This is a genomic window from Gluconobacter potus, from assembly GCF_015244705.1.
Lineage (GTDB): Bacteria > Pseudomonadota > Alphaproteobacteria > Acetobacterales > Acetobacteraceae > Gluconobacter > Gluconobacter potus.
In genome coordinates, this window is record NZ_JABCQF010000001.1 from 763,782 (window position 1) to 789,623 (window position 25,842).

Annotated in this window: 34 protein-coding genes; 31 read left to right on the forward strand and 3 right to left on the reverse strand. The window is 59.8% G+C overall.

Annotated elements, in window-relative coordinates:
• Positions 1-30 precede the first annotated feature (30 nt).
• The 31 genes from tuf (at position 31) to HKD31_RS03450 (ending at position 17,754) form a co-directional block, all read left to right on the forward strand.
• The gene (gene tuf / locus HKD31_RS03300) at positions 31-1,221 is read left to right on the forward strand and encodes an elongation factor Tu (protein WP_062496096.1); all 1,191 of its coding nucleotides are present in this window, start codon (positions 31-33) and stop codon (positions 1,219-1,221) included.
• Positions 1,222-1,340: 119 nt separating this feature from the next.
• Positions 1,341-1,649, forward strand: a complete 309-nt coding sequence (gene rpsJ / locus HKD31_RS03305) for a 30S ribosomal protein S10 (protein WP_007282720.1) — start codon at positions 1,341-1,343, stop codon at positions 1,647-1,649.
• A gap of 10 nt (positions 1,650-1,659) precedes the next feature.
• Positions 1,660-2,343, forward strand: coding sequence for a 50S ribosomal protein L3 (gene rplC, locus HKD31_RS03310; protein WP_041110841.1), 684 nt, complete (start codon positions 1,660-1,662; stop codon positions 2,341-2,343).
• A gap of 11 nt (positions 2,344-2,354) precedes the next feature.
• The gene (gene rplD / locus HKD31_RS03315) at positions 2,355-2,969 is read left to right on the forward strand and encodes a 50S ribosomal protein L4 (protein ID WP_194263619.1); all 615 of its coding nucleotides are present in this window, start codon (positions 2,355-2,357) and stop codon (positions 2,967-2,969) included.
• 41 nt (positions 2,970-3,010) lie between these two features.
• The gene (locus HKD31_RS03320; protein ID WP_172492046.1) at positions 3,011-3,307 is read left to right on the forward strand and encodes a 50S ribosomal protein L23; all 297 of its coding nucleotides are present in this window, start codon (positions 3,011-3,013) and stop codon (positions 3,305-3,307) included.
• Positions 3,308-3,323: 16 nt separating this feature from the next.
• Positions 3,324-4,154 carry a 50S ribosomal protein L2 gene (gene rplB / locus HKD31_RS03325; protein ID WP_011251963.1) on the forward strand — a complete coding sequence of 277 codons (831 nt, stop codon included), beginning with the start codon at positions 3,324-3,326 and terminating at the stop codon, positions 4,152-4,154.
• A gap of 16 nt (positions 4,155-4,170) precedes the next feature.
• Positions 4,171-4,449, forward strand: coding sequence for a 30S ribosomal protein S19 (gene rpsS / locus HKD31_RS03330; RefSeq protein ID WP_011251962.1), 279 nt, complete (start codon positions 4,171-4,173; stop codon positions 4,447-4,449).
• Between the two features lie 2 nt (positions 4,450-4,451).
• Complete coding sequence (rplV, locus tag HKD31_RS03335; RefSeq protein ID WP_011251961.1) at positions 4,452-4,880, forward strand: 50S ribosomal protein L22; 429 nt, start codon at positions 4,452-4,454, stop codon at positions 4,878-4,880.
• A gap of 3 nt (positions 4,881-4,883) precedes the next feature.
• On the forward strand, positions 4,884-5,561 hold the full coding sequence (gene rpsC / locus HKD31_RS03340; protein WP_011251960.1) for a 30S ribosomal protein S3: 678 nt from the start codon (positions 4,884-4,886) through the stop codon (positions 5,559-5,561).
• A gap of 57 nt (positions 5,562-5,618) precedes the next feature.
• The gene (gene rplP, locus HKD31_RS03345; RefSeq protein ID WP_011251959.1) at positions 5,619-6,035 is read left to right on the forward strand and encodes a 50S ribosomal protein L16; all 417 of its coding nucleotides are present in this window, start codon (positions 5,619-5,621) and stop codon (positions 6,033-6,035) included.
• A complete protein-coding gene (rpmC, locus tag HKD31_RS03350) occupies positions 6,035-6,268 on the forward strand; it encodes a 50S ribosomal protein L29 (RefSeq protein ID WP_011251958.1) in 234 nt (77 codons plus the stop codon). Before rplP ends, rpmC begins: the two co-directional genes overlap by 1 nt.
• Before the next feature lie 13 nt (positions 6,269-6,281).
• Positions 6,282-6,554 (forward strand): 30S ribosomal protein S17, encoded by a 273-nt coding sequence (rpsQ, locus tag HKD31_RS03355; RefSeq protein WP_024717239.1) that lies wholly within the window; start codon positions 6,282-6,284, stop codon positions 6,552-6,554.
• A gap of 12 nt (positions 6,555-6,566) precedes the next feature.
• Complete coding sequence (gene rplN, locus HKD31_RS03360) at positions 6,567-6,935, forward strand: 50S ribosomal protein L14 (RefSeq protein ID WP_011251956.1); 369 nt, start codon at positions 6,567-6,569, stop codon at positions 6,933-6,935.
• The gene (gene rplX, locus HKD31_RS03365; protein ID WP_011251955.1) at positions 6,935-7,255 is read left to right on the forward strand and encodes a 50S ribosomal protein L24; all 321 of its coding nucleotides are present in this window, start codon (positions 6,935-6,937) and stop codon (positions 7,253-7,255) included. Before rplN ends, rplX begins: the two co-directional genes overlap by 1 nt.
• Before the next feature lie 11 nt (positions 7,256-7,266).
• Positions 7,267-7,830 (forward strand): 50S ribosomal protein L5, encoded by a 564-nt coding sequence (gene rplE / locus HKD31_RS03370; RefSeq protein ID WP_011251954.1) that lies wholly within the window; start codon positions 7,267-7,269, stop codon positions 7,828-7,830.
• 132 nt (positions 7,831-7,962) lie between these two features.
• Positions 7,963-8,268, forward strand: coding sequence for a 30S ribosomal protein S14 (gene rpsN, locus HKD31_RS03375; RefSeq protein ID WP_011251953.1), 306 nt, complete (start codon positions 7,963-7,965; stop codon positions 8,266-8,268).
• A gap of 12 nt (positions 8,269-8,280) precedes the next feature.
• Complete coding sequence (rpsH, locus tag HKD31_RS03380; protein ID WP_011251952.1) at positions 8,281-8,679, forward strand: 30S ribosomal protein S8; 399 nt, start codon at positions 8,281-8,283, stop codon at positions 8,677-8,679.
• A 10-nt stretch (positions 8,680-8,689) separates the two neighbouring features.
• Positions 8,690-9,226, forward strand: a complete 537-nt coding sequence (rplF, locus tag HKD31_RS03385; protein WP_011251951.1) for a 50S ribosomal protein L6 — start codon at positions 8,690-8,692, stop codon at positions 9,224-9,226.
• Positions 9,226-9,588: a 50S ribosomal protein L18 gene (gene rplR, locus HKD31_RS03390; RefSeq protein WP_194263618.1), complete on the forward strand. Its 363-nt coding sequence runs from the start codon at positions 9,226-9,228 to the stop codon at positions 9,586-9,588. Before rplF ends, rplR begins: the two co-directional genes overlap by 1 nt.
• A gap of 12 nt (positions 9,589-9,600) precedes the next feature.
• Positions 9,601-10,176, forward strand: coding sequence for a 30S ribosomal protein S5 (rpsE, locus tag HKD31_RS03395; protein ID WP_011251949.1), 576 nt, complete (start codon positions 9,601-9,603; stop codon positions 10,174-10,176).
• Entirely contained in the window at positions 10,169-10,357 is a 189-nt protein-coding gene (gene rpmD / locus HKD31_RS03400; protein ID WP_011251948.1) for a 50S ribosomal protein L30, read from the forward strand. The genes rpsE and rpmD overlap by 8 nt, the downstream gene beginning before the upstream one ends.
• A 1-nt stretch (position 10,358) precedes the next feature.
• A complete protein-coding gene (gene rplO / locus HKD31_RS03405; RefSeq protein WP_062448930.1) occupies positions 10,359-10,847 on the forward strand; it encodes a 50S ribosomal protein L15 in 489 nt (162 codons plus the stop codon).
• 97 nt (positions 10,848-10,944) lie between these two features.
• Entirely contained in the window at positions 10,945-12,318 is a 1,374-nt protein-coding gene (secY, locus tag HKD31_RS03410) for a preprotein translocase subunit SecY (protein WP_194263617.1), read from the forward strand.
• Positions 12,315-12,896: an adenylate kinase gene (locus HKD31_RS03415; protein WP_062457593.1), complete on the forward strand. Its 582-nt coding sequence runs from the start codon at positions 12,315-12,317 to the stop codon at positions 12,894-12,896. Before secY ends, HKD31_RS03415 begins: the two co-directional genes overlap by 4 nt.
• 216 nt (positions 12,897-13,112) lie before the next feature.
• Positions 13,113-13,490, forward strand: a complete 378-nt coding sequence (gene rpsM, locus HKD31_RS03420) for a 30S ribosomal protein S13 (protein ID WP_011251944.1) — start codon at positions 13,113-13,115, stop codon at positions 13,488-13,490.
• Positions 13,491-13,547: 57 nt separating this feature from the next.
• Positions 13,548-13,940 (forward strand): 30S ribosomal protein S11, encoded by a 393-nt coding sequence (rpsK, locus tag HKD31_RS03425; RefSeq protein ID WP_011251943.1) that lies wholly within the window; start codon positions 13,548-13,550, stop codon positions 13,938-13,940.
• A 132-nt stretch (positions 13,941-14,072) separates the two neighbouring features.
• Entirely contained in the window at positions 14,073-15,092 is a 1,020-nt protein-coding gene (locus HKD31_RS03430; protein ID WP_011251942.1) for a DNA-directed RNA polymerase subunit alpha, read from the forward strand.
• A gap of 27 nt (positions 15,093-15,119) precedes the next feature.
• Positions 15,120-15,542, forward strand: a complete 423-nt coding sequence (gene rplQ / locus HKD31_RS03435; protein WP_062496108.1) for a 50S ribosomal protein L17 — start codon at positions 15,120-15,122, stop codon at positions 15,540-15,542.
• Between the two features lie 338 nt (positions 15,543-15,880).
• Positions 15,881-17,191: an MFS transporter gene (locus HKD31_RS03440; RefSeq protein WP_194263616.1), complete on the forward strand. Its 1,311-nt coding sequence runs from the start codon at positions 15,881-15,883 to the stop codon at positions 17,189-17,191.
• Positions 17,192-17,297: 106 nt separating this feature from the next.
• Positions 17,298-17,522, forward strand: a complete 225-nt coding sequence (locus HKD31_RS03445) for a hypothetical protein (protein WP_194263615.1) — start codon at positions 17,298-17,300, stop codon at positions 17,520-17,522.
• A gap of 61 nt (positions 17,523-17,583) precedes the next feature.
• Positions 17,584-17,754, forward strand: coding sequence for a DUF1328 domain-containing protein (locus HKD31_RS03450; protein WP_011251938.1), 171 nt, complete (start codon positions 17,584-17,586; stop codon positions 17,752-17,754).
• A gap of 63 nt (positions 17,755-17,817) precedes the next feature.
• Here HKD31_RS03450 and HKD31_RS03455 read toward each other — a convergent pair whose 3' ends face one another.
• From HKD31_RS03455 to HKD31_RS03465, 3 genes are read right to left on the reverse strand one after another with little or no spacing between them, the layout of a single operon-like run.
• Positions 17,818-19,362 carry an efflux transporter outer membrane subunit gene (locus HKD31_RS03455; RefSeq protein ID WP_062496113.1) on the reverse strand — a complete coding sequence of 515 codons (1,545 nt, stop codon included), beginning with the start codon at positions 19,360-19,362 and terminating at the stop codon, positions 17,818-17,820.
• Entirely contained in the window at positions 19,362-22,640 is a 3,279-nt protein-coding gene (locus tag HKD31_RS03460) for an efflux RND transporter permease subunit (protein WP_194263614.1), read from the reverse strand. The genes HKD31_RS03455 and HKD31_RS03460 overlap by 1 nt, the downstream gene beginning before the upstream one ends.
• The gene (locus tag HKD31_RS03465; protein ID WP_194263613.1) at positions 22,637-25,837 is read right to left on the reverse strand and encodes an efflux RND transporter permease subunit; all 3,201 of its coding nucleotides are present in this window, start codon (positions 25,835-25,837) and stop codon (positions 22,637-22,639) included. The genes HKD31_RS03460 and HKD31_RS03465 overlap by 4 nt, the downstream gene beginning before the upstream one ends.
• Positions 25,838-25,842 lie beyond the last annotated feature (5 nt).

The window sequence follows — 25,842 nt, forward strand, 5'->3', positions numbered from 1 at the left end:
CCAGGTGGAGCGGGGTTTTGGAGAAAGACGATGGCAAAGGCTAAATTCGAGCGGACGAAGCCGCACTGCAACATCGGCACCATCGGTCACGTCGATCACGGCAAGACCTCGCTGACTGCTGCAATCACCAAGACGCTGGCAAAGACCGGCGGCGCCACCTACAGCGCGTACGACCAGATCGACAAGGCTCCGGAAGAGCGCGCCCGTGGTATCACCATTTCCACGGCTCACGTTGAGTACGAGACGGCTGACCGTCACTACGCTCACGTCGACTGCCCGGGCCATGCTGACTACGTGAAGAACATGATCACGGGTGCAGCTCAGATGGACGGCGCGATCCTCGTCGTGTCCGCTGCTGACGGTCCGATGCCGCAGACCCGCGAGCACATCCTGCTTGCCCGTCAGGTTGGCGTGCCGGCACTGGTCGTGTTCCTGAACAAGGTTGACCAGGTTGACGATCCGGAGCTGCTTGAGCTCGTGGAAATGGAAGTTCGTGAGCTTCTGTCTTCCTACCAGTTCCCGGGCGACGATATCCCCATCGTCAAGGGCTCCGCTCTTGTGACGCTGGAAGATGGCGATCCGGCTATCGGTGAAGATCGCGTTCTTGAGCTGATGACGCAGGTTGACGCCTACATTCCGCAGCCGGAGCGTCCGGTTGACCGTCCGTTCCTGATGCCGATCGAAGACGTATTCTCGATCTCGGGTCGTGGTACGGTTGTCACGGGTCGTGTCGAGCGTGGCGTTGTCAACGTGGGTGACGAAGTCGAGATCATCGGCCTCAAAGACACCATCAAGACGACCGTTACGGGCGTTGAGATGTTCCGTAAGCTGCTCGATCGCGGTGAAGCCGGTGACAACATCGGTGCGCTGGTTCGTGGCACGAAGCGTGAAGACGTCGAGCGTGGCCAGGTTCTGGCAAAGCCCGGCTCCATCACGCCGCACAAGAAGTTCAAGGCTGAGGCTTACATCCTCACGAAGGAAGAAGGTGGCCGTCACACGCCGTTCTTCACGAACTACCGCCCGCAGTTCTATTTCCGTACGACCGACGTCACGGGCGTCGTGACGCTGCCGGAAGGCACGGAAATGGTCATGCCGGGTGACAACGTTGCCATGGATGTGGAGCTGATCGCTCCGATCGCCATGGACGAAGGCCTGCGCTTCGCTATCCGCGAAGGTGGCCGTACCGTGGGTGCCGGTGTGGTTTCTTCCATCACCGCCTAAGTCCTGCGTTTAGCTGTTGGCTTTGACAGCCCCGGTCAGATTTTTTCTGACCGGGGTTCCCTTTCAGGGGCAATGGCAGTAGGACGACACCCGAATTTTTGAGTTGGACGAACAAGAACATGGACAACCAGAACATCCGCATTCGCCTTAAGGCGTACGATCATCGCGTGCTGGACAACAGCACCAAGGAGATCGTAAACACGGCGAAGCGTACGGGTGCGCGGGTTCGGGGTCCGATCCCGCTGCCGACGCATATCGAACGGTTCACGGTGAACCGTTCGCCACACGTGGATAAGAAAAGCCGCGAACAGTTCGAAATTCGGACTCACCGCCGGCTGCTCGACATTGTCGAGCCGACCCCGCAGACCGTGGACGCCCTCATGAAGCTCGACCTCGCCGCTGGCGTGGACGTCGAGATCAAACTCTAAGGTCCAGACGATGCGAACCGGATTGATTGCAAAGAAGCTGGGAATGACCCGGCTGTTTAAGGAAGATGGCACGCATGTGCCTGTGACGGTCCTTCATCTTGACAATGTCGAGGTTGTGGATGCCCGCACGAACGAGCGCGATGGCTATACCGCCATTCAGCTCGGACTTGGTAATGCCAAGGTGAAGAATGTCACCAAGGCGAACCGTGGCCATTTCGCCCGGACCAAGGTCGAGCCAAAGAAGCATCTGGCAGAGTTCCGCGTCTCTGAAGACGCCCTGCTGGAAGCTGGAACCAAGCTGTCCGCTGCTCACTTCGTTGTGGGGCAGAAAGTTGACGTCACGGGCCAGAGCAAGGGCAAGGGTTTTGCGGGTGTTATGAAGCGTCATAACTTCGCAGGTCTCGAAGCGTCCCACGGCGTCTCCATCAGCCACCGTTCCCATGGTTCTACAGGCCAGCGCCAGGATCCTGGCAAGGTCTTCAAGGGAAAGAAGATGGCAGGTCACATGGGTGACGAGCGTGTTACCACGCTGAACCTTGAGATCGCTGCCGTGGATGAAGAGCGCAACCTGATCATGGTCAGGGGTGCAATTCCTGGTGCGAAGAACGGCCTTGTGCTGATTCGCGATGCAATCAAGAAGGCTCGCCATGCTGATGCGCCGTATCCGGCAGCAACAGTGGCGGCCGCCGGTTGAGGACGAGGGGCATGGAATACGATATCAAGACCCTCGATAACGGTAGCGCAGGCTCTGTCGCGCTTCCGGAAGAGATTTTCGCGGTCACGCCGCGCTCTGACATCATGGCGCGTGTTGTGCACTGGCAGCTTGCAAAGCGCCGTGCCGGTACGCACCGTACGAAGGGCATGGGTGAGATTTCTGGTACGACCAAGAAGCCTTATCGCCAGAAGGGCACGGGTTCTGCCCGTCAGGGCTCCCTGCGCGCGCCGCAGTTCCGTACGGGTGGCGTTGTCCATGGTCCGGTCGTTCGCGACCATGGCTATGACCTTCCCAAGAAGGTCCGTCGTCTCGGCCTGATCTGCGCCCTGTCGCAGAAGGCAGCCGAGGGCAAGCTGATCGTTCTCGATGCAGCCAACGGTGTCACTAAGACCCGTGAAGCCGCAGCGAAGGTCAAGGCCCTGGGCTGGACGTCCGCGCTGATCGTTGATGGCGCTGTTGACGAGCAGTTCGCTCGCGCAATCGCCAATCTGCCGAAGATCGACGTTCTGCCGACCATTGGTGCAAACGTCTATGACATCCTCAACCACGACGTGCTGGTCATCACCCGCGCCGGTCTTGAGGGTCTTAAGGAGCGTCTGGCATGACCACCAATACCGTCATGAACGCACACAAGACGGCACAGAACATGTCGCAGGAAGCCCTGTACGACGTGGTTCGTGCACCGCTGATCACCGAAAAGGCTACGCTTCTTTCCGAGCGTAACCAGGTGGTGTTCAAGGTCGCTCCCGGTGCGACGAAGCCTCAGATCAAGGCTGCGGTTGAGAAGCTCTTCAACGTGAAGGTTACCGGTGTGAACACGCTGGTCCAGAAGGGCAAGGTCAAGCGCGTCAAGGGTCGTCCCGGCCGTCGCTCGGACATCAAGAAGGCGTATGTACAGCTTGCTGAAGGTCAGTCCATTGACCTTACAGCCAAGCTGGGCTGACGCGGGGTAGGATACCATGGCACTCAAGCACTTTAATCCCACGACGCCGAGCACACGCGGCACCGTGCTGATTGACCGCAGCGAACTCTTCAAGGGTAAGCCGGTCAAGCAGCTGACGGAAGGCAAGAACAAGTCGGGTGGCCGTAACAATCACGGTCGCACCACGGTTCGCTTCCGTGGCGGCGGGCACAAGCAGTCCTATCGTTATGTCGACTTCAAGCGTCGCAAGTTCGATGTGGCCGCAACGGTCGAGCGTCTCGAATACGATCCGAACCGCACGGCATTCATTGCGCTGATCAAGTATGAAGATGGCGAACTCGCCTATATCCTTGCTCCGCAGCGCGTGAAGGTTGGCGATCGCGTCATCTCCGGCGCCCACACGGACGTCAAGCCTGGCAACGCCATGCCGCTGGGTGCAATGCCGGTCGGAACGATCGTGCACAACATCGAGCTGAAGCAGGGCGCTGGTGGCAAGCTGGCCCGCTCCGCTGGCACGTATGCCCAGCTGGTTGGCAAGGACGCTGGCTACGCACAGGTCAAGCTGCAGTCCGGTGAGCTGCGTCTCGTTCGCGGTGAATGCATGGCAACCGTTGGTGCCGTGTCTAACCCCGACAACATGAACCAGCACATGGGCAAGGCCGGCCGTTCCCGCTGGCTCGGACGTCGCCCGCACAACCGTGGCGTTGTCATGAACCCGGTTGACCATCCGCATGGTGGTGGTGAAGGCCGGACCTCTGGTGGCCGTCATCCGGTTACGCCGTGGGGTGTTCCGACCAAGGGTTACAAGACGCGTGTTAACAAGAAGACGGATAGCCTGATCATCCGTCGCCGTAAGTCCGGCAAGTAAGAGGGGGCAAACAGAGATGGCACGTTCCGTCTGGAAGGGCCCGTTCGTTGACGGGTATCTGTTCGGTAAGGCTGAAGCGTCCCGCGCTTCGGGTCGTAATGAAGTGATCAAGATCTGGTCGCGTCGTTCGACGATCCTTCCGCAGTTCGTCGGGCTTACGTTCGGCGTCTATAATGGTCACAAGTTCCTGCCTGTGCAGGTCACGGAGAACATGGTCGGTCACAAGTTCGGTGAATTCTCGCCGACGCGGACCTACACCGGTCATGGCTCTGACAAGAAGTCGAAGCGGGGCTGAAAATGAGCAAGCCGAAGCACATCCGCACGCTCGCTGACACGGAAGCGCAGGCAGTTGCCCGCAACATCCGCGTCAGCCCGCGCAAGCTGAACCTGGTCGCGGCAATGATCCGCAACCAGCCGGCTGACAAGGCTATCGCCGCTCTGACCTTCTCGCGTCGTCGTATCGCGCAGCAGGTCAAGAAGACTCTTGAGAGCGCCGTGGCCAACGCTGAGAACAATCACCAGCTCGATGTCGATCAGCTGGTGGTCAAGACGGCAGAAGTGGGCAAGTCCATCGTCATGAAGCGTTTCCACGCTCGTGGCCGTGGCCGTTCCGCTCGCGTCGAGAAGTTCTTCAGCCACCTGAAGATTGTTGTTGCCGAGCGTGCAGAAGCACCGGAAGAGACGAAGCCGTCTCGCGGAACCAACAAAGAGCAGAAGGCAGCCTGATCCATGGGACACAAGGTCAATCCGATCGGGCTTCGGCTCGGCGTCAACCGTACCTGGGACAGCCGCTGGTACGCTGGTCAAGACTACGCACGTCTGCTGCATGAAGATCTGAAGCTTCGTGCATTCCTGCGTCGCAAGCTGTCCGGCGCAGGCGTGTCCCGCGTTGTTATCGAGCGTCCGGCAAAGAAGCCCCGCGTGACGATCTACGCTGCCCGTCCGGGCGTCGTGATCGGCAAGAAGGGCCAGGACATCGACGCGCTCCGCAAGGAGCTGAGCCGTATGGCGAAGACCGACGTGGCGCTGAACATCGTCGAGATCCGCAAGCCGGAAATCGATGCGACCCTCGTTGCCGAGAACATCGCTCAGCAGCTGGAACGTCGTGTTGCTTTCCGTCGTGCCATGAAGCGCGCAATTCAGTCCGCAATGCGTCTGGGTGCCCAGGGCATCCGTATTACCTGCGGTGGTCGTCTGGGTGGTGCTGAAATCGCTCGTGCCGAAAAGTATCGTGAGGGACGCGTTCCCCTGCATACACTTCGCGCCGACATCGATTACGGTACGGCAACCGCCAAGACAACGTATGGCACCTGCGGTGTGAAGGTATGGATCTTCAAGGGTGAGATCCTGGCTCATGACCCGCTGGCACAGGATCGTCGTGCTGCGGAGCAGGCTCCCCAGCGCTAAGACTGTGAGCGAAAGCTCACAGTTCCTTTGCTGGTGCTGATTTGAGGATTTAACAACATGCTTTCCCCGAAGCGGACAAAGTTTCGTAAGGCCCACAAGGGCCGCATTCACGGTCTGGCGAAAAGCGGAACCCAGCTGAACTTCGGTGCCTTCGGCCTGAAGGCGCTGGAGCCGGAGCGGATCACCGCTCGCCAGATCGAAGCCTCCCGTCGTGCGATCACGCGTGCCATGAAGCGTGCCGGTCGTGTGTGGATTCGTATCTTTCCGGACACTCCGGTCTCGACAAAACCTGCAGAAGTGCGTATGGGCTCCGGTAAGGGTAACCCCGAGTACTGGGCAGCACGTGTCAAGCCGGGTCGTATCCTGTTCGAGATCGAAGGCGTTCCGCCTGAGGTTGCCAAGCTGGCCCTGAGCCTGGGTGCTGCAAAGCTTCCGATCAAGACCAAGTTCGTTCAGCGTATCGGAGACGCGTAATGGCCGACACGTACAAGCCTGCCGATCTGCGCGCGAAGAGCGAGGACGAGCTGAACGCTCTTCTGCTCGATCTCAAGCGCGAACAGATCAACCACCGTTTTTCGGCTGCCACCGGGCAGTCGGAGAACACAAGCCGCGTCAAGGTCGTGCGCCGTGCAGTAGCACGTATCAAGACACTGGCTCATCAATCGAAGAACCGTGCGGGCGCCAAAACGTCCGCCGCTAAGTCCTGAGAGGAGACGGACGATGCCAAGGCGCGTCCTGACGGGTAGGGTCACGAGCGACAAGATGGACAAGACGGTTACCGTTCTTGTCGATCGTCGCATCATGCATCCGCTCTACAAGAAGTTTATTCGCCGCTCCAAGAAGTATGCGGCTCATGACGAAGAGAACGTCTGCCAGACGGGCGATCTGGTCCGCATTGAAGAATGCGCACCGATCTCCAAGCGCAAGACGTGGTCTGTCGTGTCGCGCAACGGAGAGGATCTGGCATCTGCCTCCTCTTCCGTCAGCGCATAAGGGGGTAGGCACATGATTCATCCCGAGACCAACCTGGACGTCGCCGACAATTCCGGCGCACGTCGGGTGCAGTGCATCAAGGTGCTGGGCGGTTCCAAGCGGAAGACCGCCTCGGTCGGCGACGTCATTGTCGTGTCCGTCAAGGAAGCAATTCCCCGCGGCAAGGTGAAGAAGGGTGACGTCCATCAGGCCGTTATCGTTCGCACCTCCTACCCGGTCCGTCGTGCAGATGGCTCCGCCATCCGTTTCGACAAGAATGCTGCCGTTCTGCTGAACAAGCAGCAGGAGCCGATTGGTACGCGTATCTTTGGCCCGGTGGTTCGTGAACTGCGTGCGCGCAAGTTCATGAAGATCATCTCGCTGGCTCCGGAGGTGCTGTAATGGCTGCTCGTATCAAGAAGGGTGACCAGGTTCTGGTCCTCTCCGGCAAGTCCCGTGGCGTTCGTGGCGAAGTCCTCGCCGTGATGCCGAAGGCCGAGAAGGCTGTTGTGCGTGGCGTGGCAGTTGCCAAGCGTCACACGAAGCCCAACCGCATGGGTGGAGAAGGTGGGATCATCGAGCGCGAAATGCCGATCCACCTGTCCAACCTGAAGCTGGTTGATCCGAAGAGCGGCAAGCCGACGCGCGTTGGTTTCCGTATTCTGGAAGACGGTCGCAAGGTTCGCGTTGCCAAGGCAACCGGCGAAGTGATCGAAGGCTGAGGAGCGCAACAATGAGCGAATATAAAAACGCTTTGCCGCGTCTGCACCAGCGCTACGAAGACGTTCTGAAGAAGCAGCTGCGTGAGCAGTTCGGTTACGCCAACGAACTCCAGGTTCCCAAGCTCGAGAAGATCGTGCTGAACATGGGTGTTGGTGAAGCCGCCGGCGACCAGAAGAAGCTTGATGCCGCTGTTGCGGAAATGACCGTCATTTCCGGTCAGAAGCCCGTCAAGACCCTTGCTCGCAAGGCTATTGCCGGCTTCAAGATCCGTGAAGGTCTGCCCATCGGCTGCAAGGTCACGCTCCGTCGTGCCCGCATGTACGAGTTTCTTGACCGTCTGGTGACGATCGCCATGCCGCGTATCCGCGATTTCCGCGGTCTGCCGGCAAACAAGGGCTTTGATGGACATGGCAACTTCGCCATGGGCATCAAGGAACAGATCGTGTTTCCTGAGATCGAATATGACAAGATCGATGCCGTCCGCGGCATGGACATCATTTTCGTGACCAGCGCCAAGTCTGATGCTGAAGCAAAGGCCCTGCTGAAGGCCTTTGATCTGCCGTTCAACGGCTGATCCATAATTTTTCAGACCGATCACGGTTAAAATCAGGATTCGGCCTTCCATTGGAAGGCCGCTTTCCTTTATAGACACGCTGATTGGAAAACCGTCGGGATAGGCCTGACAGGTTCCGGGAGAAAATTCGAGATGGCGAAGGTCTCAGCGGTAAACCGTAATAACCATCGCGCTGCCCTGGTGAAGCGCGACAAGGAAAAGCGGACCGCTCTCAAGAACATCATCAAGGATCGCACACTGTCGGTTGAAGACCGCTTTGATGCGACCCTTAAGCTGGCCCAGATGCCGCGTAATGGATCCGCCACGCGCGTCCGCCTGCGTTGCAAGCTTTCTGGTCGCCCCCGTGCCAACTATCGTAAGTTCGAGCTGAGCCGTATTGCTCTGCGTGATCTTGCCTCCGCCGGCCAGATTCCTGGCATGGTCAAGTCGAGCTGGTAAAGGGTAGATCGAATGTCTTTGTCTGATCCACTGGGCGATATGCTGACCCGGATCCGCAATGCGCAGCGTGCCCGTCATGCTGTCTGCGTTGCGCCTGCATCCAAGCTGCGCGCAAGCGTTCTGGAAGCTCTGAAGCGTGAGGGCTACATCCGTGGCTTCGCAGCTGAGGAACTCCGCAAGGGTGTTGCACAGCTCCGCATCGAGCTGAAGTATGTAGAAGGCCAGCCGGTCATCAAGGAAATCCATCGCGTTTCCAAGCCCGGCCGTCGCGTCTACTCGAAGATCAAGGAACTTCCGCGCGTTTATGCCGGCCTTGGTGTGTCGATCCTGTCCACCCCGCGTGGCGTCCTGTCGGACGTCGAGGCTCGCGCTGCCAACGTTGGCGGCGAGGTCCTCTGCCGCGTCTTCTAAGGAGGATCGCATGTCTCGCGTAGGTAAATATCCCGTCGAAGTTCCGGCTGGCGTGCAGGTTTCCGTTGCTGATGGCTTCTTCAAGGCCAAGGGTAAGCTCGGTGAACTGACCGTTCCGGTGTCCCGTCACGTGGAAGTCAAGATCGAGGGCAGCAACGTTTCCGTCGCTCCTGTCGGTCGTCGCTCCCGCGAAAACTGGACCATGTGGGGAACGACCCGCGCTCTGATCGCCAATACGGTCAAGGGTGTGTCCGACGGCTTCTCCAAGGGGCTTGAAATTCAGGGTACGGGTTTCCGTGCTGCTGTTCAGGGCTCCAACCTGGTGATGAACCTCGGTTTCTCGCACGATGTTGTCTATCCGATTCCGGAAGGCATCAAGATCACCACTCCGCGTCCGACCGCGATTGTCGTTGAGGGTAACGACAAGCAGCGTGTTGGTCAGGTTGCGCTCGATATTCGCAGCTTCCGCAAGCCTGAGCCTTACAAGGGCAAGGGTGTTCGGTACGAGACCGAGGTTCTGCGTCGTAAGGAAGGTAAGAAGAAGTAATGGCATCGCAGCAAGGATTGCAGGAACGTCGCCGTCAGCGGCTGCGCTTCCAGCTTCGTCGCAAGAGCGGCGGCCGGCCGCGTTTGTCGGTCTTCCGTTCCAGCAAGCACATTCACGCCCAGATCATCGACGATGCACAGGGTCGCACACTTGCCAGCGCTTCCACGCTGGAAAAGACGCTGCGCGACGCTGGCAAGACCGGCGCCGACGTGTCTGCGGCTGCCGCTATCGGCAAGCTGATTGCCGAGCGCGGTGTTGCAGCTGGCGTCAAGACCGTCGTGTTCGACCGCGGCTCTTATCTGTATCATGGCCGGGTCAAAGCCCTGGCAGAGGCTGCCCGCGAGGGCGGACTCTCGTTCTAAGGAGGATCACACATGGCACGTGAGCCAAGAGAAGGCGGCCGTGGTGGTCGTGAGCGCGAGCAGGGCGATGATCTGGTCGACAAGCTCGTAACCATCAACCGTGTCGCCAAGGTCGTGAAGGGTGGTCGCCGTTTTGCGTTCGCTGCCCTCGTGGTTGTTGGTGACCAGAAGGGACGCGTTGGTTACGGTGCGGGCAAAGCCCGTGAAGTTCCCGAGGCGATCCGTAAGGCAACTGAGCGCGCGAAGCGCACGATGATCCGCGTACCGATGAAGGAGGGTCGTACCCTTCATCACGATACGTTCGGTCACTACGGCGCTGGGAAGGTTGTTGTCCGTGCGGCTGAAGCCGGTACGGGTATCATCGCCGGTGGTCCGATGCGTGCAGTGTTCGAAAGCCTTGGCGTCAATGACGTTGTGGCCAAGAGCCTCGGCACGCGGAACCCGCACAACATGATCAAGGCGACCTTTGCTGCGCTTGAGAAGGCCAGCAGCCCGCGTCATGTTGCTTCCCGTCGCGGCAAGAAGGCTGCTGAACTGTTTGGCAAGCGCGAGCAGGGCCAGACGGAAGCGGAGGTGACAAATGGCTGAGAACGGCAAGACCGTCCAGGTTACGCAGATCGCATCGGTCATCGGTCGTAAACCGGGCCAGGCTGAGACCATTACCGGTCTTGGTCTGCGTGGAATTGGTTCCACGCGCACGCTGGAGGATACTCCGGCCGTGCGTGGGATGATCCGCAAGGTTGCCCACCTCATCAAGGTGGAGGGTTGAAATGAACCTCAACGAACTGCGCGATAACGAGGGCTCTCGGTATCGCAAGAAGCGTCTCGGGCGCGGCATCGGGTCCGGCAAGGGCAAGACGTCGGGTCGTGGCGTCAAGGGTCAGAAGGCTCGTGAGGGTGTGTCCCTCAACGGCTTCGAGGGTGGCCAGCTTCCGCTGTACCGTCGTATGCCGAAGCGTGGCTTCGTGAACATCTTCCGCAAGGAATATGCTCCGGTGAACCTCGGTGCGATCTCCAAGGCCATCGAAAGCGGAAAGCTGGACAAGGCTGCAACCGTCAATGAGGAGTCCCTGCGCAAGGCTGGTCTCGTCAACGGTAGCAAGCTGGCCGGTGTCCGTCTTCTTGCCCATGGTGAGCTTTCGCATGGTGTGACCATCGAAGTGGCTGGCGCTTCTGCTGCGGCTCTGGCTGCGGTTGAGAAGGCTGGCGGCACCGTCAAGGTGCTCGAAACCAAGAAGGAAGCTCAGGCTGACGCCTGATATTTCTTTTCCGGGCTTCGGCCCGGAATAGGGTTGGATAGTGAACAGCGTCCCGTGCTCTCGTGCGGCGACGCTGTTTTCATGAAAGGACAGGTGGATGGCTTCCGCAGCAGAGCAGCTCGCCGCCAATCTCAATATGAGTTCGTTTTCCAAGGCGACCGAACTCAAGAAGCGCATCTGGTTCACCCTAGGTGCGCTGATCGTCTATCGGCTTGGCACGTATATTCCGGTTCCTGGCGTCGATGCGACCGTGATGGGGCAGCTTCTTGCCCAGCATCAGGGTGGTATCCTGGGAATGTTCGACATGTTCACGGGTGGTGCGCTTGGGCGTATGACCGTGTTCGCGCTGAACATCATGCCGTATATCAGTGCCTCGATCATCATCCAGCTTCTTTCCACGGCGCTTCCGTCCATGGAAGCAATGAAGAAGGAAGGTGAGGCGGGTCGTAAGAAGCTCAATCAGTACACGCGCTATCTTACGGTTTTCATCGCCCTTTTTCAGGCCTATGGCATTGCTGTCGGGCTTGAGAACATGACGGCGCATGGTGCGAATGCTGTGGTGGCCCCGGGGATGTTCTTCATTGCATCCTGCGTCGTGACGCTTGTGGGCGGCACGATGTTCCTGATGTGGCTTGGAGAGCAGATCACGTCCCGAGGTGTTGGAAACGGGATTTCCCTCATCATTTTCGCGGGTATCGTGGCGAACCTGCCGCATGCTCTGGCCAGTCTTTTCGAGTTGGGACGGACAGGGGCTCTTTCGCCTATTTTCGTTGTGATCTTTCTGATCCTGGCGATTGCGGTCATCGGCTTCATCGTCTTCATGGAGCAGGCACAGCGCCGCGTCGTGATCCAGTATCCGAAGCGTCAGGTTGGAAACCGCATTTTTGGCGGTGATTCCACTCACATGCCGCTGAAGGTCAATACGGCTGGCGTTATTCCGCCGATCTTTGCATCTTCCGTTCTTCTGATTCCGGTGACCATTTCCGGGTTCATGAACGGGCATTCGATGCCGGGATGGCTCTCGGTTCTGGGTCAGCAACTGGGGCAGGGCCAGCCGCTTTACATGCTGTTCTATGCGGCGATGATCCTCTTTTTCTCCTATTTCTATGCGGCGATTACGTTCAATCCCGAGGAAACGGCAGAGAACCTGCGCAAGCAGGGGGGCTTCATCCCGGGCATTCGTCCAGGTGCAAGCACCGCCACGTATTTCGACAAGATCCTGTCCCGTCTGACGGCGATCGGTGCGATGTATCTCGTGGTGGTCTGCCTGTTGCCGCAGATCCTGATCAGCAAATATAACGTGCCATTCTATTTCGGTGGCACCAGCCTGATCATTATCGTGTCGGTCACGATTGATACGGTGACACAGGTTCAGTCCCATCTGGTGGCGCACCAGTATTCGGGCCTGATCCGCAAACAGCGTAGCCGCGGTTCCCGTGGTGGTATTCCGGGAGGCTCGAAGCGTCGATGAACATCATTCTTCTTGGGCCGCCGGGGGCAGGCAAGGGAACCCAGGCCAAACGTCTTGAAGCTCTCTATGGCTTCAAGCAGATTTCCACTGGCGACATGCTGCGGGCGGAAGTCGCTGCGGGTTCGGCGATTGGTAACGAAGCCAAGGCGATCATGGAGAAGGGACAGTTTGTCCCTGATCCGATCATTGTTGCCATGATCCAGAACCGGATTGCACAGCCGGACTGCGAGCGGGGCTTCATTCTTGACGGCTTCCCGCGGACCGAAAGTCAGGCTGAGGCGCTGGACACCATGCTGTCCGCGCGCGGTCTGACGATCGATGCCGTTATCCTTCTGGACGTCAACGAAGAGGAACTCGTCGAGCGGATCGCCAGCCGTCGCGGCGAAGATGGTACGCGGCGTCCGGATGACAATCCCGATGTGGTCCGTGCCCGTCTGGATGTCTATCGCAAGCAGACCGCGCCCATCCTTCCTTATTATGAGAAGGCCGGGCGTCTGCTGCATGTTGATGGCATGAAAGACGTTGAGAGCGTTGGCAAAGAGATCGATGCCATCGTTGCGGCAGCGAAGAAACACTGAGCATTCTGACAGAATCACGAAAAAGTGATCTCTATCATTTGACTCAGGTAGGGTGGGCAGTATATTGCGCGCCCTCGACACAGGTGCAGTCAGGCCGTGTATGCGCATGCCGGAATCGGCAGGTGACAGGTCCGGCTGCGAGATAATCGACCTGGCCACGGCCGGGCACGTAACAGTCTGGTACGGCCCTGAGCCGTTCCAATGGGAGTAACAGGCGTGGCACGTATTGCCGGCGTAAACATTCCGACCAACAAGCGGGTCGTCATTGCCCTGCGTTATGTCTACGGCATTGGCCCGTCGACGGCGCAGTCCATCTGCAACAAGCTCGAAATCCCCGATGCCAAGCGCGTCAACGAGCTGTCTGATGATGAAATCGTGAAGATCCGCGAGCTGATCGATTCCGAACTGCGCGTTGAAGGCGATCTCCGTCGCGAGACCGCAATGAACATCAAGCGTCTGATGGACCTCGGTTGCTACCGTGGCCTTCGTCACCGTCGTGGCCTGCCGGTCCGCGGTCAGCGCACGCATACGAACGCCCGTACCCGCAAGGGCAAGGCCGTGGCGATTGCTGGTAAGAAGAAGGTCACGCGCTAATCCGCGCCTGACATTTTCATCGACGTTTTTCGTTAAACTTTTAGGACGACCTCTCTCATGGCCAAGGCCGCTGCTCCGCGTATCCGTAAAAAGGAACGCAAAAATATCATTTCCGGTGTTGCTCACGTGCTTTCCACGTTCAACAACACCATGATCACCATTTCTGACGCACAGGGCAACGCGATTGCCTGGTCGTCGTCGGGTGCGCAGGGGTTCAAAGGCTCCCGTAAGTCCACGCCGTATGCTGCTCAGGTCGCTGCAGAAGATGCCGGCCGCAAGGCACGCGAGCATGGCATGGAAACGCTTGAGATCGAGGTCTCCGGTCCGGGTTCGGGGCGTGAAAGCGCTCTCCGTGCCCTTCAGGCCGTAGGGTTCAACATTACGTCCATCCGCGACATGACGCCCGTGCCGCACAATGGCTGCCGTCCCCGGAAGCGTCGTCGCGTCTGAGTGATGCTTTGCTGCGTATCGTGCGCGATACGCAGCATCTGTAAGTGATTGCATCTTTTGCCGCACCTCTGGTGCGGGCCCAGGTGCCGCCAATTTCCCTTGGCGTGCTTCGTTGTTTGAAAGGCCACGACCTTGGTTCTCCAGAAAAACTGGCAGTCCCTCATCAAGCCGGAGAAGCTTGAAGTCGAGCCCGGACCGGTTGCCTCGCGCATCGCCACTGTCGTGGCCGAGCCTCTGGAACGCGGCTTCGGCATGACGCTTGGTAACGCACTGCGGCGTATTCTCCTGTCGTCGCTGCAGGGCGCTGCCGTGACCGCCATCCAGATCGATGGCGTGCTGCATGAGTTCTCCGCTGTGCCGGGTGTTCGCGAAGACGTCACGGACATCGTCCTGAACGTCAAGCAGCTCGCCCTTCGCATGCATGGTGAAGGCCCCAAGCGCATGATCCTGACGGCCACGGGCCCGGGTGAAGTGACGGCTGGCCAGATCCAGGCGGGTCATGACATCGAGATCATGAACCCTGATCTCGTGATCTGCACGCTCGATGACGGCGTGAAGCTCGGCATGGAATTCACCGTCAATATGGGCAAGGGCTATGTTGCAGCAGCAGCAAACCGTCCGGAAGATGCCCCGATTGGCCTGATTCCCATCGATGCGATCTACTCGCCGGTGCGCCGCGTGTCCTACAAGATCGAGCAGACGCGTGTCGGTCAGGTTACTGACTATGACAAGCTGCTGTTGACGGTTGAGACCAATGGTGCGGTGACGCCCGAAGACAGCCTGGCTCTTGCAGCCCGGATTCTTCAGGATCAGCTGCAGCTGTTCATCAACTTCGATGAGCCGCGTCCGGTCCAGCATGAAGAGCCGCAGGATGACCTGCCGTTCAACCGCAATCTTCTCCGCAAGGTTGACGAGCTCGAGCTGTCGGTGCGTAGCGCCAACTGCCTCAAGAACGACAACATTGTCTATATTGGCGATCTGGTGCAGAAGTCCGAACAGGAAATGCTCCGCACGCCTAATTTCGGGCGCAAGTCGCTCAACGAGATCAAGGAAGTTCTCACCGGTATGGGGCTGTCGCTCGGCATGAGCGTCCCGGCCTGGCCGCCCGAGAACATCGAGGATCTGGCCAAGCGTCTCGACGAGACGTTCTGAGAACTTTCAAGGTAAGGAAAACTAGCAATGCGTCATGGTGTGAGCGGGCGTAAGCTCAACGTCACCTCTTCTCACCGCGCTGCCATGTTCCGCAACATGGCCGTGGCTCTCATCAAGCACGAGCAGATCACGACGACGCTGCCGAAGGCGAAGGAACTTCGCCCGGTGGTCGAGAAGCTGATCACGCTCGGCAAGCGTGGCGATCTGCACGCCCGCCGTCAGGCTTTCGCACAGCTGCGTGACGACGCCGTCGTGACGAAGCTGTTCTCGGCTGTGGCCGAGCGTTACAAGGGACGTGCCGGTGGCTACTCCCGCGTGCTGAAGGCGGGCGTCCGTTATGGCGACAATGCCGATATGGCCGTGATCGAACTGATCGATCGTGATGTCGCCGCAAAGGGCCAGGACAGCGGACCGAAGCAGAACGTTGCAGAGGAGCAGGAAGCCGCCTGAGGCTCTCTGTTTTCGAAGATTTGAAAAAGGCCGGAGCAGGAATGCTCCGGCCTTTTTTGATTCGTGGTTTCTTTGCCACGATGTTGTGTGATATGCAGTCCCCACTCTTTGCAGACCCATTCCTGTCCTGTGTCGGGACAGCGTGAAATTCCGTTTCCTCACGGGAGCGGTTCCCGCCCTTTTGGAGAACGCTCCGCCGTTCTTCGCGGTGGGTCTGCACAATTCTGAGAAACAGGTCCGAGCACTCTCGTAGGGCCTGCCACGACGCATCGAATATGTATCCCGGCAATGAGGCCTGGATGGGTTCGTGATGCGTCCAGCGTTTGGAGAGCGTTATAATGTCCGAATCTTCCCCCCCTAAACATGGGCTTGCGGAAACCCTTGGGATACCCAGAGCCCTGTTCTGGGCATTTGTGGGACAGCTCCTGTTCATGGTCGGTGATGGCGTGGAGGCGGGGTATCTCGATACCTACATGCTTCATCACGGCCATACGCAGGGTTTCGTGAACGAAATGTTCACTTTCTACGGTGTCACCGTGATGATCGCGGCCTGGTTCTCCGGGCCGCTGTCCGATCTCATGGGCCCCAAGAAAGTCATGTGGCTTGGTCTCATTCTGTGGACCATTCTTGAAGTCGGCTTCCTGTCCTTCGGTCTGGGGCCGAACAGTGGGCCGATGATCCTGCTTTTCTATACACTGCGTGGGTTTGCCTATCCGCTCTTTGCGTATGGTTTTCTTGTCTGGATCGCTGCCGCCACGCCGACAGCGATGCTGGGGTCTGCTGCCGGTTGGTTCTGGTTTTCCTTCTCTGCCGGTCTGCCGACTCTCGGTTCGCAGTTCGCACGTTTTGCCATCCCGGAAATCGGCGAGCTTCGGACCTTCTGGTGTTCGCTGGGGTTGGTGATCGTAGGTGGCCTGGTCGCCCTGCTGTTCACGCATGAACCGACGGGCAAGAAGCGTCTTCTGCCGGAGCATATCCCGGCCCGGGACATCTTCTTCGGATCCATGAGCATCATGTGGCGTGAGCCCAAGACGCTGATTGCTGGTATCGTCCGCGTGATCGATACGTCTTCGGAATATGCCTTCCTGGCCATCATGCCAGCGTTCTTCGTGGATCATCTGGGATTTTCTCTGGAACAATGGCTGAACCTGCTGTCACTCATCTTCCTGAGCAACATCCTGTTCAATCTTGTTTCGGGCATGGTCGCCGATACGCTGGGGCATCGTTTTGTTGTGGCCGTCTTCGGTGGGATCGGTGGCTTTATCGCCATTCCGCTGTTCTATTATGTGCCGCTGTGGTTCCCCGGAAACTTCTGGGCCGTGGCCGCCGCAGGTATCTTCTATGGTGCGACCGTGGCAGCCTTTGTTCCGCTGTCCGGCCTGATGCCGCAGATCTGCCCGCGTGAGAAAGCCGCTGCCTTGTCCATTCTGGGATTGGGTGCTGGTGCGTCCACTTGGGTTGGTCCGGCAGTCGTGGCTGGCTGTGAAGCTGTCTTCGGTCCGGGCATGCAGTATGTGATCTGGACCTTTGCCGTGATCTATCTGGCCTCTGCTGGCATGACGATGGCTCTGACCATCTCGCCGGAAGCACGCCGTTACAGCGAAGAGGCTGCGGCGCGGGGCGAAACCGCGCCGGCTGTCGGTCACTGAGTTCAGGGCATTCCGTCATCTCCCTGACGCTGTAAAAGAAGGGGGCAGTCCGGGATCGGGCTGCCCCCTTCCGCGTTGGGAGGCAGTCATGTCAAGGAGAAGAGCTATGGACGCCGATCTGGAACAGTATCTGGAGGCAGGGTTAGGGCGGTTGCAGGACGATGCCAGCGCCTGTCCCTGGATGAACGGTCTTGAGAAAAAAGTTTCCAGTGCTGCAAGAGAAACAGAGGCACTTGTCAGCGATTTGATGGTCGATCAGCCACTGTTCTGGTTACTGACCTCGTTTTTCATCGGGATTTTGTTGGGAAAAGGTCTTTTTCGGAAAAGTTAAACTTCCGTAGGCTCGTCACGTTACGACATGACCACGAACTCTTGGGCGAGGAGCCTGCGTCATGTTGCACTATGCGATTGTTTTCTTTATCATTTCCATCATTGCCGGTGTTTTCGGTTTTTCCGGTATTTCGGCCGCAACGGCTGGGATTGCCAAGCTGTTCTTCATCGTCTTCCTCGTGCTGGCAGTGCTGGCCATTCTCGCAGGTGTCGCGGGGCTGCACGCTCTCTGAGCCCGGCAGGCGGGGAAGATATGAAAAGGGCGGGTGCCGATGGTCCCGCCCTTTTTCTGTGCTTCAGTTTCCGTTCTTGTCTCTCTGGATGAAGGACGGAAGAAGCGGATTGTCCGTCTGGAGTGAGTTTTTGCTCGGAAGCTGCTGCGTGGTCCAGCCACCGCCAAGATCCGTTATCAGCTTTACTTCGGCAAGGAACTGCTGCTGCCGTACGCTGAGCTGGGTCTCCTGGTACTGCAGGGCATTCTGCTCTGCCGTGATGACCGTTGTATAGATCTGCGTTCCGGCCAGATATTCGTTCATCGAAACCTGAACCGCGGCCTCGGCGGACTTCACGGCAGCATTCTGCAGGGCCAGCTGCTGATCGAGATAATGCAGACCTGACATCTGATCCTCGGTGTCCTGCAGCGCGGCCAGGACTGTCTGACGATAGGTGGCGACGGCGTTGTCGTAATCGGCTTCCGCACTGCGAACCGCGGCCGAGCGTGAGCCACCCTCGAAGATGGTCTCCGTTGCCGCAGCACCAAGGCTCCAGGTCCGGGTAGCGGTCTGGATCAGCTGCTGGAGCGGATTGCCGCTGTAGCCGTAGGATGCGGAGAGTGTGACCTGTGGGAAGAAGGCGCCAATCTCGTATCCGATTTCGGCATTATAGGCTTCCATGTTCCGCTCGGCCTGCGCCACGTCCGGACGGCGCTGAAGCAGCATGGACGGGACCGCAACAGGTGCCGGGGGGATCGTCTCGGGCAAGGGAGAGGGCGCCAGCGTGAGTTCTGCGGGAGCGCGGCCCGTCAGCATTGCGATGGCATGTTCATACTGCGAGCGGGCAATATGAGCGTTGGAGAGGCTGGCCTGTGTCGATTGCAGGAGATACCGTGCCTGAAGCACGCTGGCGGGATCGGCGACGCCGGCTTCGAGCTGGTTCTGGAGGATCTCCAGGTTGTGGCGATACAGGTCCACGTTGCGGGCATAGAGCGCAATCAGGCTGTCCTGATAGCGCAGATCGAAATAATCCTGAGCCAGCTGGAGCTGATAGGACAGGCGCATGTTGGCAACCAGCGCTGCGTCGGCCTGCGTTGCCGCGACCTGCTCCTGCACCTGACGACGGATCATGCCCCAGACGTCCACGGTCCAGCTTGCGGAGGGGCCGGTCGTCCACGTGTTGGACGTGTAGGACTGGCTGACCGAGTAGGAAACACCGCTGCTGGTATTCGAGGTGCTGCTGCCTTCCGAGGTGCGGTTGAAGCTGAATTTGCCGCTCAGGGTCGGGAAGAGCTGCGCGCGGATCGAGTCAATCGTGGCGGCAGCCTTGCGGTACTGCGCCTCGTATTCCTTCAGGCTCTGATTGGATGTGGCAACCCGTTCTTCAAGATCGTTCAGGACGGGATCGTTGAAGATCGTCCACCAGTCTCCCTTGGGCATCTTTGCAAGATCCGGGACCGCAACCTGCCAGCCGGGGGGCGGGGGCGCTTCCTTGAATTTGGCAGAGATGATGGCCTTCGGACGATGATAGTTCGGTCCGACCATGCCGCCGATGCAGCCGCTCAGGAAAGGCAGGGTCGCTGCCCCCAGCAGGGCAGTGCGCAGGGTAGACTTACGGAGGGCGGTCATCAGGACTGTGTTTCCCGGGATGAAAGATGGAAGAAGGAGGCGATATGGGCCCGCAGACGGCCCATGGCGCGCCCGAACCGGTCGAGATACAGGAAAATGACGGGTGTGCTGTAGAGCGTCAGAAGCTGGCTGACCACGAGGCCGCCGAGGATGGCGATGCCCAGCGGACGCCGGAGTTCACAGCCATAGCCGTTGCCAATGATCAGGGGCACGGCGCCGAATGCGGCTGCCAGCGATGTCATGAGGATCGGGCGGAAGCGCAGATGGCTCGCCTGACGGATGGCATCTGTGGGGGACAGACCCTCACGCTGCGCCACCAGGGCGAAATCGATCAGCATGATGGCGTTCTTCTTGACGATACCGATCAGGAGGATCACGCCGATCATTGCCATGAGGGAGAACTCCTCACCGCAGACCTGAAGGGCAAGAATGGCACCCACACCCGCAGACGGCAGGGTTGAGAGGATCGTGAGGGGATGGATCAGGCTCTCATACAGGATACCCAGCACGATATAGACGGCCGCGAGTGCCGCGAGGATCAGCAGGGCCTCGTTGCCGACCGATTTCTGGAAGGCCGCCGCGTTGCCGGCAAACCCGCCATGAATGTCCGCAGGAACATGCAGCTTGACCATGGCGGCCTGAACGGCATCGACAGCCGGACCAAGCGAGACGCCCGGGGCAAGGTTGAAGGAGATGGTCGTCGCGACGGACTGCCCGTCATGGCTGACGGTCAGGGCCGTATTGGTGTTGCGCTTGCGCGAGACGACGGAGAGCGGCACCATTGTGGATGCGGTCGTGGCAACCGCAGAGCCGCTCGAAGCTGACTTGCCGCCGGCGAGCGCGTTGGCCACCGAGTTCTGATAGGAGATCTCGCTCTCGGACAGGGTGGTCGTCGTGGTTGCCGCTTTGACGCGGATATTGTTGGACGCCGTGCCGCCTGCAGCAGTGCCACCCGAGATGCTGACCCACATCTGCTCCAGCATCGACGGATCCTGCCAGTAGCGGGGGGCCGCCTCCATGACGACGCGGTACTGGTTGAGATTGCCGTAGATGATGGACGCGGCACGCTGGCCGAACGCATCATAGAGCGTGTTGGAAATCAGCTGTGGCGTGACGGAGTAACGGGCCTCCGTATCGCGGTTGATCGCGATGTTGATGCCCTGTCCGCCCTGTTCCACATCCGAGGTGACGTCCATGAGTTCCGGCAGCTTCGAGAGTGCAGCCACGATCTTGGGCGTCCATTCGAACAGGTCCTCGGCGGAAGGGCCTTCCAGCGAATACTGGTAGGCGGCATCGCCGGGACGCGCGCCCATCCGGACGCTGCCCGGCGCCATCAGGCGGAGCTGTGCGCCGGGGACGTGGGAGAACCGGCGGGTCAGGCGCTGAATGGTCGTGGCGAGATCGTCCGTGCGCTCGGACTTGGGCTTGAGGGCGACGAACATGTTGGCGGAGTTGGCCGAACGCCCGCCTACGCCACCCATGACGCCCACGACATCGCGGTCAGACGCCACGGCCTTCATGGCCTTGACCACGATTTTCTGGAGCGCCTGGAACGAGATCGACTGGTCGGCGACGACGCGGCCCATGATCTGTCCGGTATCCTCGGACGGAAAAAAGCCCTTGGGCATCTTCACATAGAGCACACCCGCAAGAACCAGCGTGGCGGGCAGGGACATTGCGATCAGGAACTGGTGCCCTAGCGCCCAGTCGAGGGAGCGCCCGTAACCTGCGGTAATGCCGTTGATCGAGCGTTCGAGGAAGCGGCCGATCTTCTTCCACAGGCCTGGACCCTGATCGTCCGTATGGGTCAGGAGCTGGGCGCTGATCATGGGCGTCAGCGTCAGGGACAGGACCAGCGAGATGCAGAGCGTGATGACCATGGTCATCGCGAATTCATGGAACAGGCGCCCGGCAATGCCGCCCATCAGCATGATCGGTGCGAAGACGACGATCAGCGAGACAGTGATCGAGACAACGGTGAAGGCGACCTCGGTCGTACCCTTGATCGCGGCTTCCTGCCGACCGTAGCCCATCTCCATGTAGCGGGCGATGTTTTCCAGAACGACGATGGCGTCATCGACCACGAAGCCGGTCGAGATCGTCAGGGCCATCAGCGACATGTTGTCGAGCTGGTATCCCATCAGCGACATCGCGCCGAAGGTGCCAATAATCGAGACCGGAACCACGATGGCCGGAACCATGATGGCCGACAGGCTGCGCAGGAACAGCAGGACCACGGCCACCACGAGCACGACGGCGATGATGAGCGTCTGTTTCGTATCGTCCAGCGAGGCCCGGATCGTCTTGGAGCGATCGATCAGGATCGAGATATCGGTGTTGCCAGGCAGGGCGGACTGGAGCACGGGCAGACGACTGCGGATGCCGTCAATCGTCTTGATGACGTTGGCCCCGCCCTGGGTGAACACGGTGCAGATGATGGCGGCCTTGCCATTGAGATAGCCGGCCTGCCGAAGGTCTTCCACGCTGTCATTGACGTCCGCCACATCCGTGAGGCGCACGGGCTGGCTGTTGCGGTATGCGATGATCAGGTCGCGGTATTCTTCGGCCTTGGTGGCCTGATCGTTGGTGGAGAGCATCATCCGCTCTCCATTGGCGTCCAGGAAGCCCTTGGGCGTATGGGCATTGGCAGACGCCAGGGCAGCGCGAAGATCCTCGAATCCGATCCCGTAGCGGAACAGACGCAGCGGATTGATCTCGACCCGCACGGCCGGAAGGGACGCGCCCCGGATGTCCACATCGCCCACGCCCTGGATCTGGCTGAGCTGCGGGATCAGGATATTGCTGGCGAAATCGTAGAGTTCCTGCGGCGTCCGGGTGCTGGACGTCAGCGTCAGCGCAAGGACGGGCGGCCCGTTCGAGTTTGCCTTCATATAGGTCGGGTTGCTGCGCAGGGTCGTGGGCAGATCCTGCCGCGCGCCCTGAAGCGCCGCTTCCACGTCACGCGCCGCGCCGTTGATATCGCGCGACAGGTCGAACTGCAGCGTGATGCGCGTCTGGTTGACCGTGGATTCCGACGTCATTTCGGTCACGCCGGAAATCGCGCCGAGATGCCGTTCCAGAGGCCCGGCGATCGTGCTCGCGATTTCGGACGGGGAGCCGCCGGGCTGGTTCGCGGTCACCATGATGACCGGGAAATCCACGTTCGGCAGATCGGCGACCGGCAGGGTGAAATACCCCATGATGCCGCCCATCACGAGGGCGACGGCCAGCAGCGTCGTGCCGACAGGCCTCAGGACGAAGAGGCGGACCAGATTCACGGAGCGCCTGTCTGGGGATTGGAGGTCTGGGGCTTCGAAGGCGGGGTGCTGCGACGGTGACGCTTGATGAAGGCACGCGTTTTCGTGCCGACCTCATCCATGAACAGATAGATGACGGGTGTGGTGAACAGGGTCAGGAGCTGCGACATCATCAGGCCGAAGACGATGGCCACACCCAGCGGACGACGCAGCTCGGAGCCAACACCCGTGCCGAGCAGCAGGGGCAGGGCGCCGAACAGGGCGGCCAGCGTGGTCATCAGGATCGGACGGAAACGGAGCATGGCCGCGCGCTTGATGGACTCAAGGGGCGTATGGCCTTCCAGACGTTCGGCTTCGAGCGCGAAGTCGATCATCATGATGGCGTTCTTCTTCACGATGCCGATCAGCAGCACAATGCCGATGATGCCCATGATATCGAGATCCATCCCGAACAGATAGAGCCCGATCAGCGCACCGATGGCGGCCGAAGGCAGGGTGGAGAGGATCGTGATCGGGTGGATGTAACTCTCATAGAGAATTCCCAGCACGATATAGACCGCGATCACGGCCGCCATGACCAGCCAGACCTCGTTGGACAGCGACGAGCGGAACGCCGCGGCCGTGCCCTGGAAAGCAGTCTGGAATTCCGGCGGCAGGTTGATCTGCTTTTCCACGCGTTCGATGGCGTCGGTTGCGGTTCCCAGCGAATAACCACTGGTGACGTTGAACGAGACGGTCGTGGCCGGGAACTGCCCGTAATGGCTGATCAGCAGCGGTGAGAGCGCATGGGTAATCGTTGTCACCTGCGACAGCGGCACGAGACCGGATGTCGGCTGGCGGGTCGGGCCGGACGTGCTGGCGCCGGCTTCGGACGAGATGCCCGGCAGGTAGAGCTGGCTCAGGGACGTCAGGTCTGTCTGGAGCTTCGGATCGGCTTCCAGAATGACGCGGTACTGGTTGGACTGCGTGTAGATCGTGGTGATCTGGCGCTGGCCGTAGCTGTCATACAGAAGGTTGTCGATCGTCTGCGGCGTGATGGAGTATCGCGCGCCGGTCGGACGGTCGAGCGAGAGCTGGGCGACCAGTCCCTCGGCCTGAAGATCGGACGTCACATCCGTCAGGGACGGCTCCTTGCGTAGTGCATCCACGAATTTAGGCACCCAGGTCTTGAAGGTGTCGTAATCCGGGTTTTCCAGCATGAACTGGTACTGCGTGGCGGAAATCGAGGAATCCAGAGACAGATCCTGGATCGGCTGGACATAGAGTTCGGCGCCGGTCACCTGCTGCCCGACGGAAGAGAGGCGGCGCAGGATCGTCTGAAGGTCGCTCGTCCGCTGTTCACGCGGCTTGAGGTTGATGAGGAAGCGGCCGACATTCAGCGTCATGTTCTGGCCGTCGATGCCGACGAAGGATGAGATGCTGGCGACGTCCGGATCCTTGAGGATTACGTCTCCAAGGGCGGCCTGACGCTCCTTCATGCCTTCGAACGAAATGGCCTGCGACATCACGGAGATGCCCTGGATGACGCCGGTGTCCTGTGTCGGAAAGAAGCCCTTGGGAATGGTCCAGGCCAGAACGCCCGTCAGGATGATCGTGCCGACCGTGACAAGAAGGGTCATGACACGGAAGCGCAGCACGACGTCGAGCCAGCGTCCGTAGCCCGCGATCAGCGCATTGATGCCGCGTTCAGTGCTGTTGGACAGGCGGCTCCAGACCGTGTTCTTCGTGGACGGCGCATGCGTATCGGAGAGCAGGCGCGCGCACATCATCGGGACCAGCGTCAGGGCGACAACGGCGGAAATGATGATCGTGATGGAGAGCGTCATCGCGAATTCATGAAAGAGACGCCCCACAACGTCCTTCATGAACAGCAGCGGAATCAGCACGGCGATCAGCGAGACCGTCAGCGAGATGATGGTGAAGCCGATTTCGCCCGCGCCCTTGAGTGCTGCGGTGTAGCGGTCCTCGCCGGCTTCGACGTAACGCGCGATGTTCTCGATCACCACGATGGCGTCATCGACGACGAAGCCGGTCGCGATGGTCAGGGACATCAGCGAAAGGTTGTCGAGCGAGAAGCCCAGCAGATACATCGCCGCCAGCGTACCGATCAGCGACAGCGGGACGGAGAGGCTGGGAATGATCGTCGCCGGAACGTTCCGCAGGAATACGAAGATCACACCCACGACCAGCAGCATGGCCAGTGCGAGTTCGTATTCCACGTCATTGACCGACGCGCGGATGGTCGTGGTCCGGTCAGTCAATGGCGTGACGTCAATGCCGGGCGGCAGGTCGAGCTTGAGCTGCGGCAGGACGCGCAGCACGTTGTCCACGACGCCAATGACATTCGCGCCGGGCTGACGCTGCACGTTCAGGATCAGCGCAGGCGTGCGGTTGGCCCAGGCGGCGAGCTGTGCGTTTTCCGCACCTTCGACGACGGTTGCGATGTCACGCACCCGGATCGGACCGTTGTTCTGATACGCGATCACCTGGTTCATGAGCTGTTCGACGGACTGGATCTGACCGTCGATGCGCAGGGAGGTGGAGCGCTTGGGACCGTCGAACGTACCGGTCGGGGAATTGACGTTCACCGTGCTGATGATGGTGCGCAGTGTGTCGATCGCGATGCCGTAGGAGGTCAGCTTCGGAATGTTGACCTGGATCCGATACGCCTTTCGGTTGCCGCCTGACAGGGTGACGAGGCCGACGCCGGAAATCTGGCTGATCTTCTGCTCAAGACGCGTGTTGACGTAATCCTCGACCTCCGGAAGCGGCAGCGTCTTGGACGTGATGCCGAGCGTCAGGACGGGGGTGTCAGCCGGATTGACCTTCGCATAGATCGGGGGGGCGGGCAGATCGCTGGGGAGCAGGGAGGTGGCGTTGTTGATCGCGGCCTGAACTTCCTGCTCGGCCACGTCCATCGACATGTCGAGCCCGAAGCGCAGGGTCACGACCGAGGCACCGCCCGAGGACTGGGAGGTCATCTGGTCCAGGCCCGCCATCTGACCCAGCTGGGTTTCCAGAGGGGCGGTGACGGACGTGCTCATCACGTCCGGCCCGGCGCCCGGATAGAAGGTCGAGACCGTGATCGTCGGGTATTCGACCTGCGGCAGGGCTGACACGGCCAGGAAGTGATAGCCGAGCAGGCCGCTCAGCAGGATGGCGAACATCAGGAGGCTGGTGGCAACCGGGCGCTCGATGAACAGGCGGGACGGATTCACGGTCT

What these genes read in the sequence shown, in the direction of transcription:
- tuf (WP_062496096.1), top strand. Translation starts at nt 31, where the DNA reads ATGGCAAAGGCTAAATTCGAGCGGACGAAGCCGCACTGCAACATCGGC.
- rpsJ (WP_007282720.1), top strand. Translation starts at nt 1,341, where the DNA reads ATGGACAACCAGAACATCCGCATTCGCCTTAAGGCGTACGATCATCGC.
- rplC (WP_041110841.1), top strand. Translation starts at nt 1,660, where the DNA reads ATGCGAACCGGATTGATTGCAAAGAAGCTGGGAATGACCCGGCTGTTT.
- rplD (WP_194263619.1), top strand. Translation starts at nt 2,355, where the DNA reads ATGGAATACGATATCAAGACCCTCGATAACGGTAGCGCAGGCTCTGTC.
- HKD31_RS03320 (WP_172492046.1), top strand. Translation starts at nt 3,011, where the DNA reads ATGTCGCAGGAAGCCCTGTACGACGTGGTTCGTGCACCGCTGATCACC.
- rplB (WP_011251963.1), top strand. Translation starts at nt 3,324, where the DNA reads ATGGCACTCAAGCACTTTAATCCCACGACGCCGAGCACACGCGGCACC.
- rpsS (WP_011251962.1), top strand. Translation starts at nt 4,171, where the DNA reads ATGGCACGTTCCGTCTGGAAGGGCCCGTTCGTTGACGGGTATCTGTTC.
- rplV (WP_011251961.1), top strand. Translation starts at nt 4,452, where the DNA reads ATGAGCAAGCCGAAGCACATCCGCACGCTCGCTGACACGGAAGCGCAG.
- rpsC (WP_011251960.1), top strand. Translation starts at nt 4,884, where the DNA reads ATGGGACACAAGGTCAATCCGATCGGGCTTCGGCTCGGCGTCAACCGT.
- rplP (WP_011251959.1), top strand. Translation starts at nt 5,619, where the DNA reads ATGCTTTCCCCGAAGCGGACAAAGTTTCGTAAGGCCCACAAGGGCCGC.
- rpmC (WP_011251958.1), top strand. Translation starts at nt 6,035, where the DNA reads ATGGCCGACACGTACAAGCCTGCCGATCTGCGCGCGAAGAGCGAGGAC.
- rpsQ (WP_024717239.1), top strand. Translation starts at nt 6,282, where the DNA reads ATGCCAAGGCGCGTCCTGACGGGTAGGGTCACGAGCGACAAGATGGAC.
- rplN (WP_011251956.1), top strand. Translation starts at nt 6,567, where the DNA reads ATGATTCATCCCGAGACCAACCTGGACGTCGCCGACAATTCCGGCGCA.
- rplX (WP_011251955.1), top strand. Translation starts at nt 6,935, where the DNA reads ATGGCTGCTCGTATCAAGAAGGGTGACCAGGTTCTGGTCCTCTCCGGC.
- rplE (WP_011251954.1), top strand. Translation starts at nt 7,267, where the DNA reads ATGAGCGAATATAAAAACGCTTTGCCGCGTCTGCACCAGCGCTACGAA.
- rpsN (WP_011251953.1), top strand. Translation starts at nt 7,963, where the DNA reads ATGGCGAAGGTCTCAGCGGTAAACCGTAATAACCATCGCGCTGCCCTG.
- rpsH (WP_011251952.1), top strand. Translation starts at nt 8,281, where the DNA reads ATGTCTTTGTCTGATCCACTGGGCGATATGCTGACCCGGATCCGCAAT.
- rplF (WP_011251951.1), top strand. Translation starts at nt 8,690, where the DNA reads ATGTCTCGCGTAGGTAAATATCCCGTCGAAGTTCCGGCTGGCGTGCAG.
- rplR (WP_194263618.1), top strand. Translation starts at nt 9,226, where the DNA reads ATGGCATCGCAGCAAGGATTGCAGGAACGTCGCCGTCAGCGGCTGCGC.
- rpsE (WP_011251949.1), top strand. Translation starts at nt 9,601, where the DNA reads ATGGCACGTGAGCCAAGAGAAGGCGGCCGTGGTGGTCGTGAGCGCGAG.
- rpmD (WP_011251948.1), top strand. Translation starts at nt 10,169, where the DNA reads ATGGCTGAGAACGGCAAGACCGTCCAGGTTACGCAGATCGCATCGGTC.
- rplO (WP_062448930.1), top strand. Translation starts at nt 10,359, where the DNA reads ATGAACCTCAACGAACTGCGCGATAACGAGGGCTCTCGGTATCGCAAG.
- secY (WP_194263617.1), top strand. Translation starts at nt 10,945, where the DNA reads ATGGCTTCCGCAGCAGAGCAGCTCGCCGCCAATCTCAATATGAGTTCG.
- HKD31_RS03415 (WP_062457593.1), top strand. Translation starts at nt 12,315, where the DNA reads ATGAACATCATTCTTCTTGGGCCGCCGGGGGCAGGCAAGGGAACCCAG.
- rpsK (WP_011251943.1), top strand. Translation starts at nt 13,548, where the DNA reads ATGGCCAAGGCCGCTGCTCCGCGTATCCGTAAAAAGGAACGCAAAAAT.
- rplQ (WP_062496108.1), top strand. Translation starts at nt 15,120, where the DNA reads ATGCGTCATGGTGTGAGCGGGCGTAAGCTCAACGTCACCTCTTCTCAC.
- HKD31_RS03440 (WP_194263616.1), top strand. Translation starts at nt 15,881, where the DNA reads ATGTCCGAATCTTCCCCCCCTAAACATGGGCTTGCGGAAACCCTTGGG.
- HKD31_RS03445 (WP_194263615.1), top strand. Translation starts at nt 17,298, where the DNA reads ATGGACGCCGATCTGGAACAGTATCTGGAGGCAGGGTTAGGGCGGTTG.
- HKD31_RS03450 (WP_011251938.1), top strand. Translation starts at nt 17,584, where the DNA reads ATGTTGCACTATGCGATTGTTTTCTTTATCATTTCCATCATTGCCGGT.
- HKD31_RS03455 (WP_062496113.1), bottom strand. Translation starts at nt 19,362, where the DNA reads ATGACCGCCCTCCGTAAGTCTACCCTGCGCACTGCCCTGCTGGGGGCA.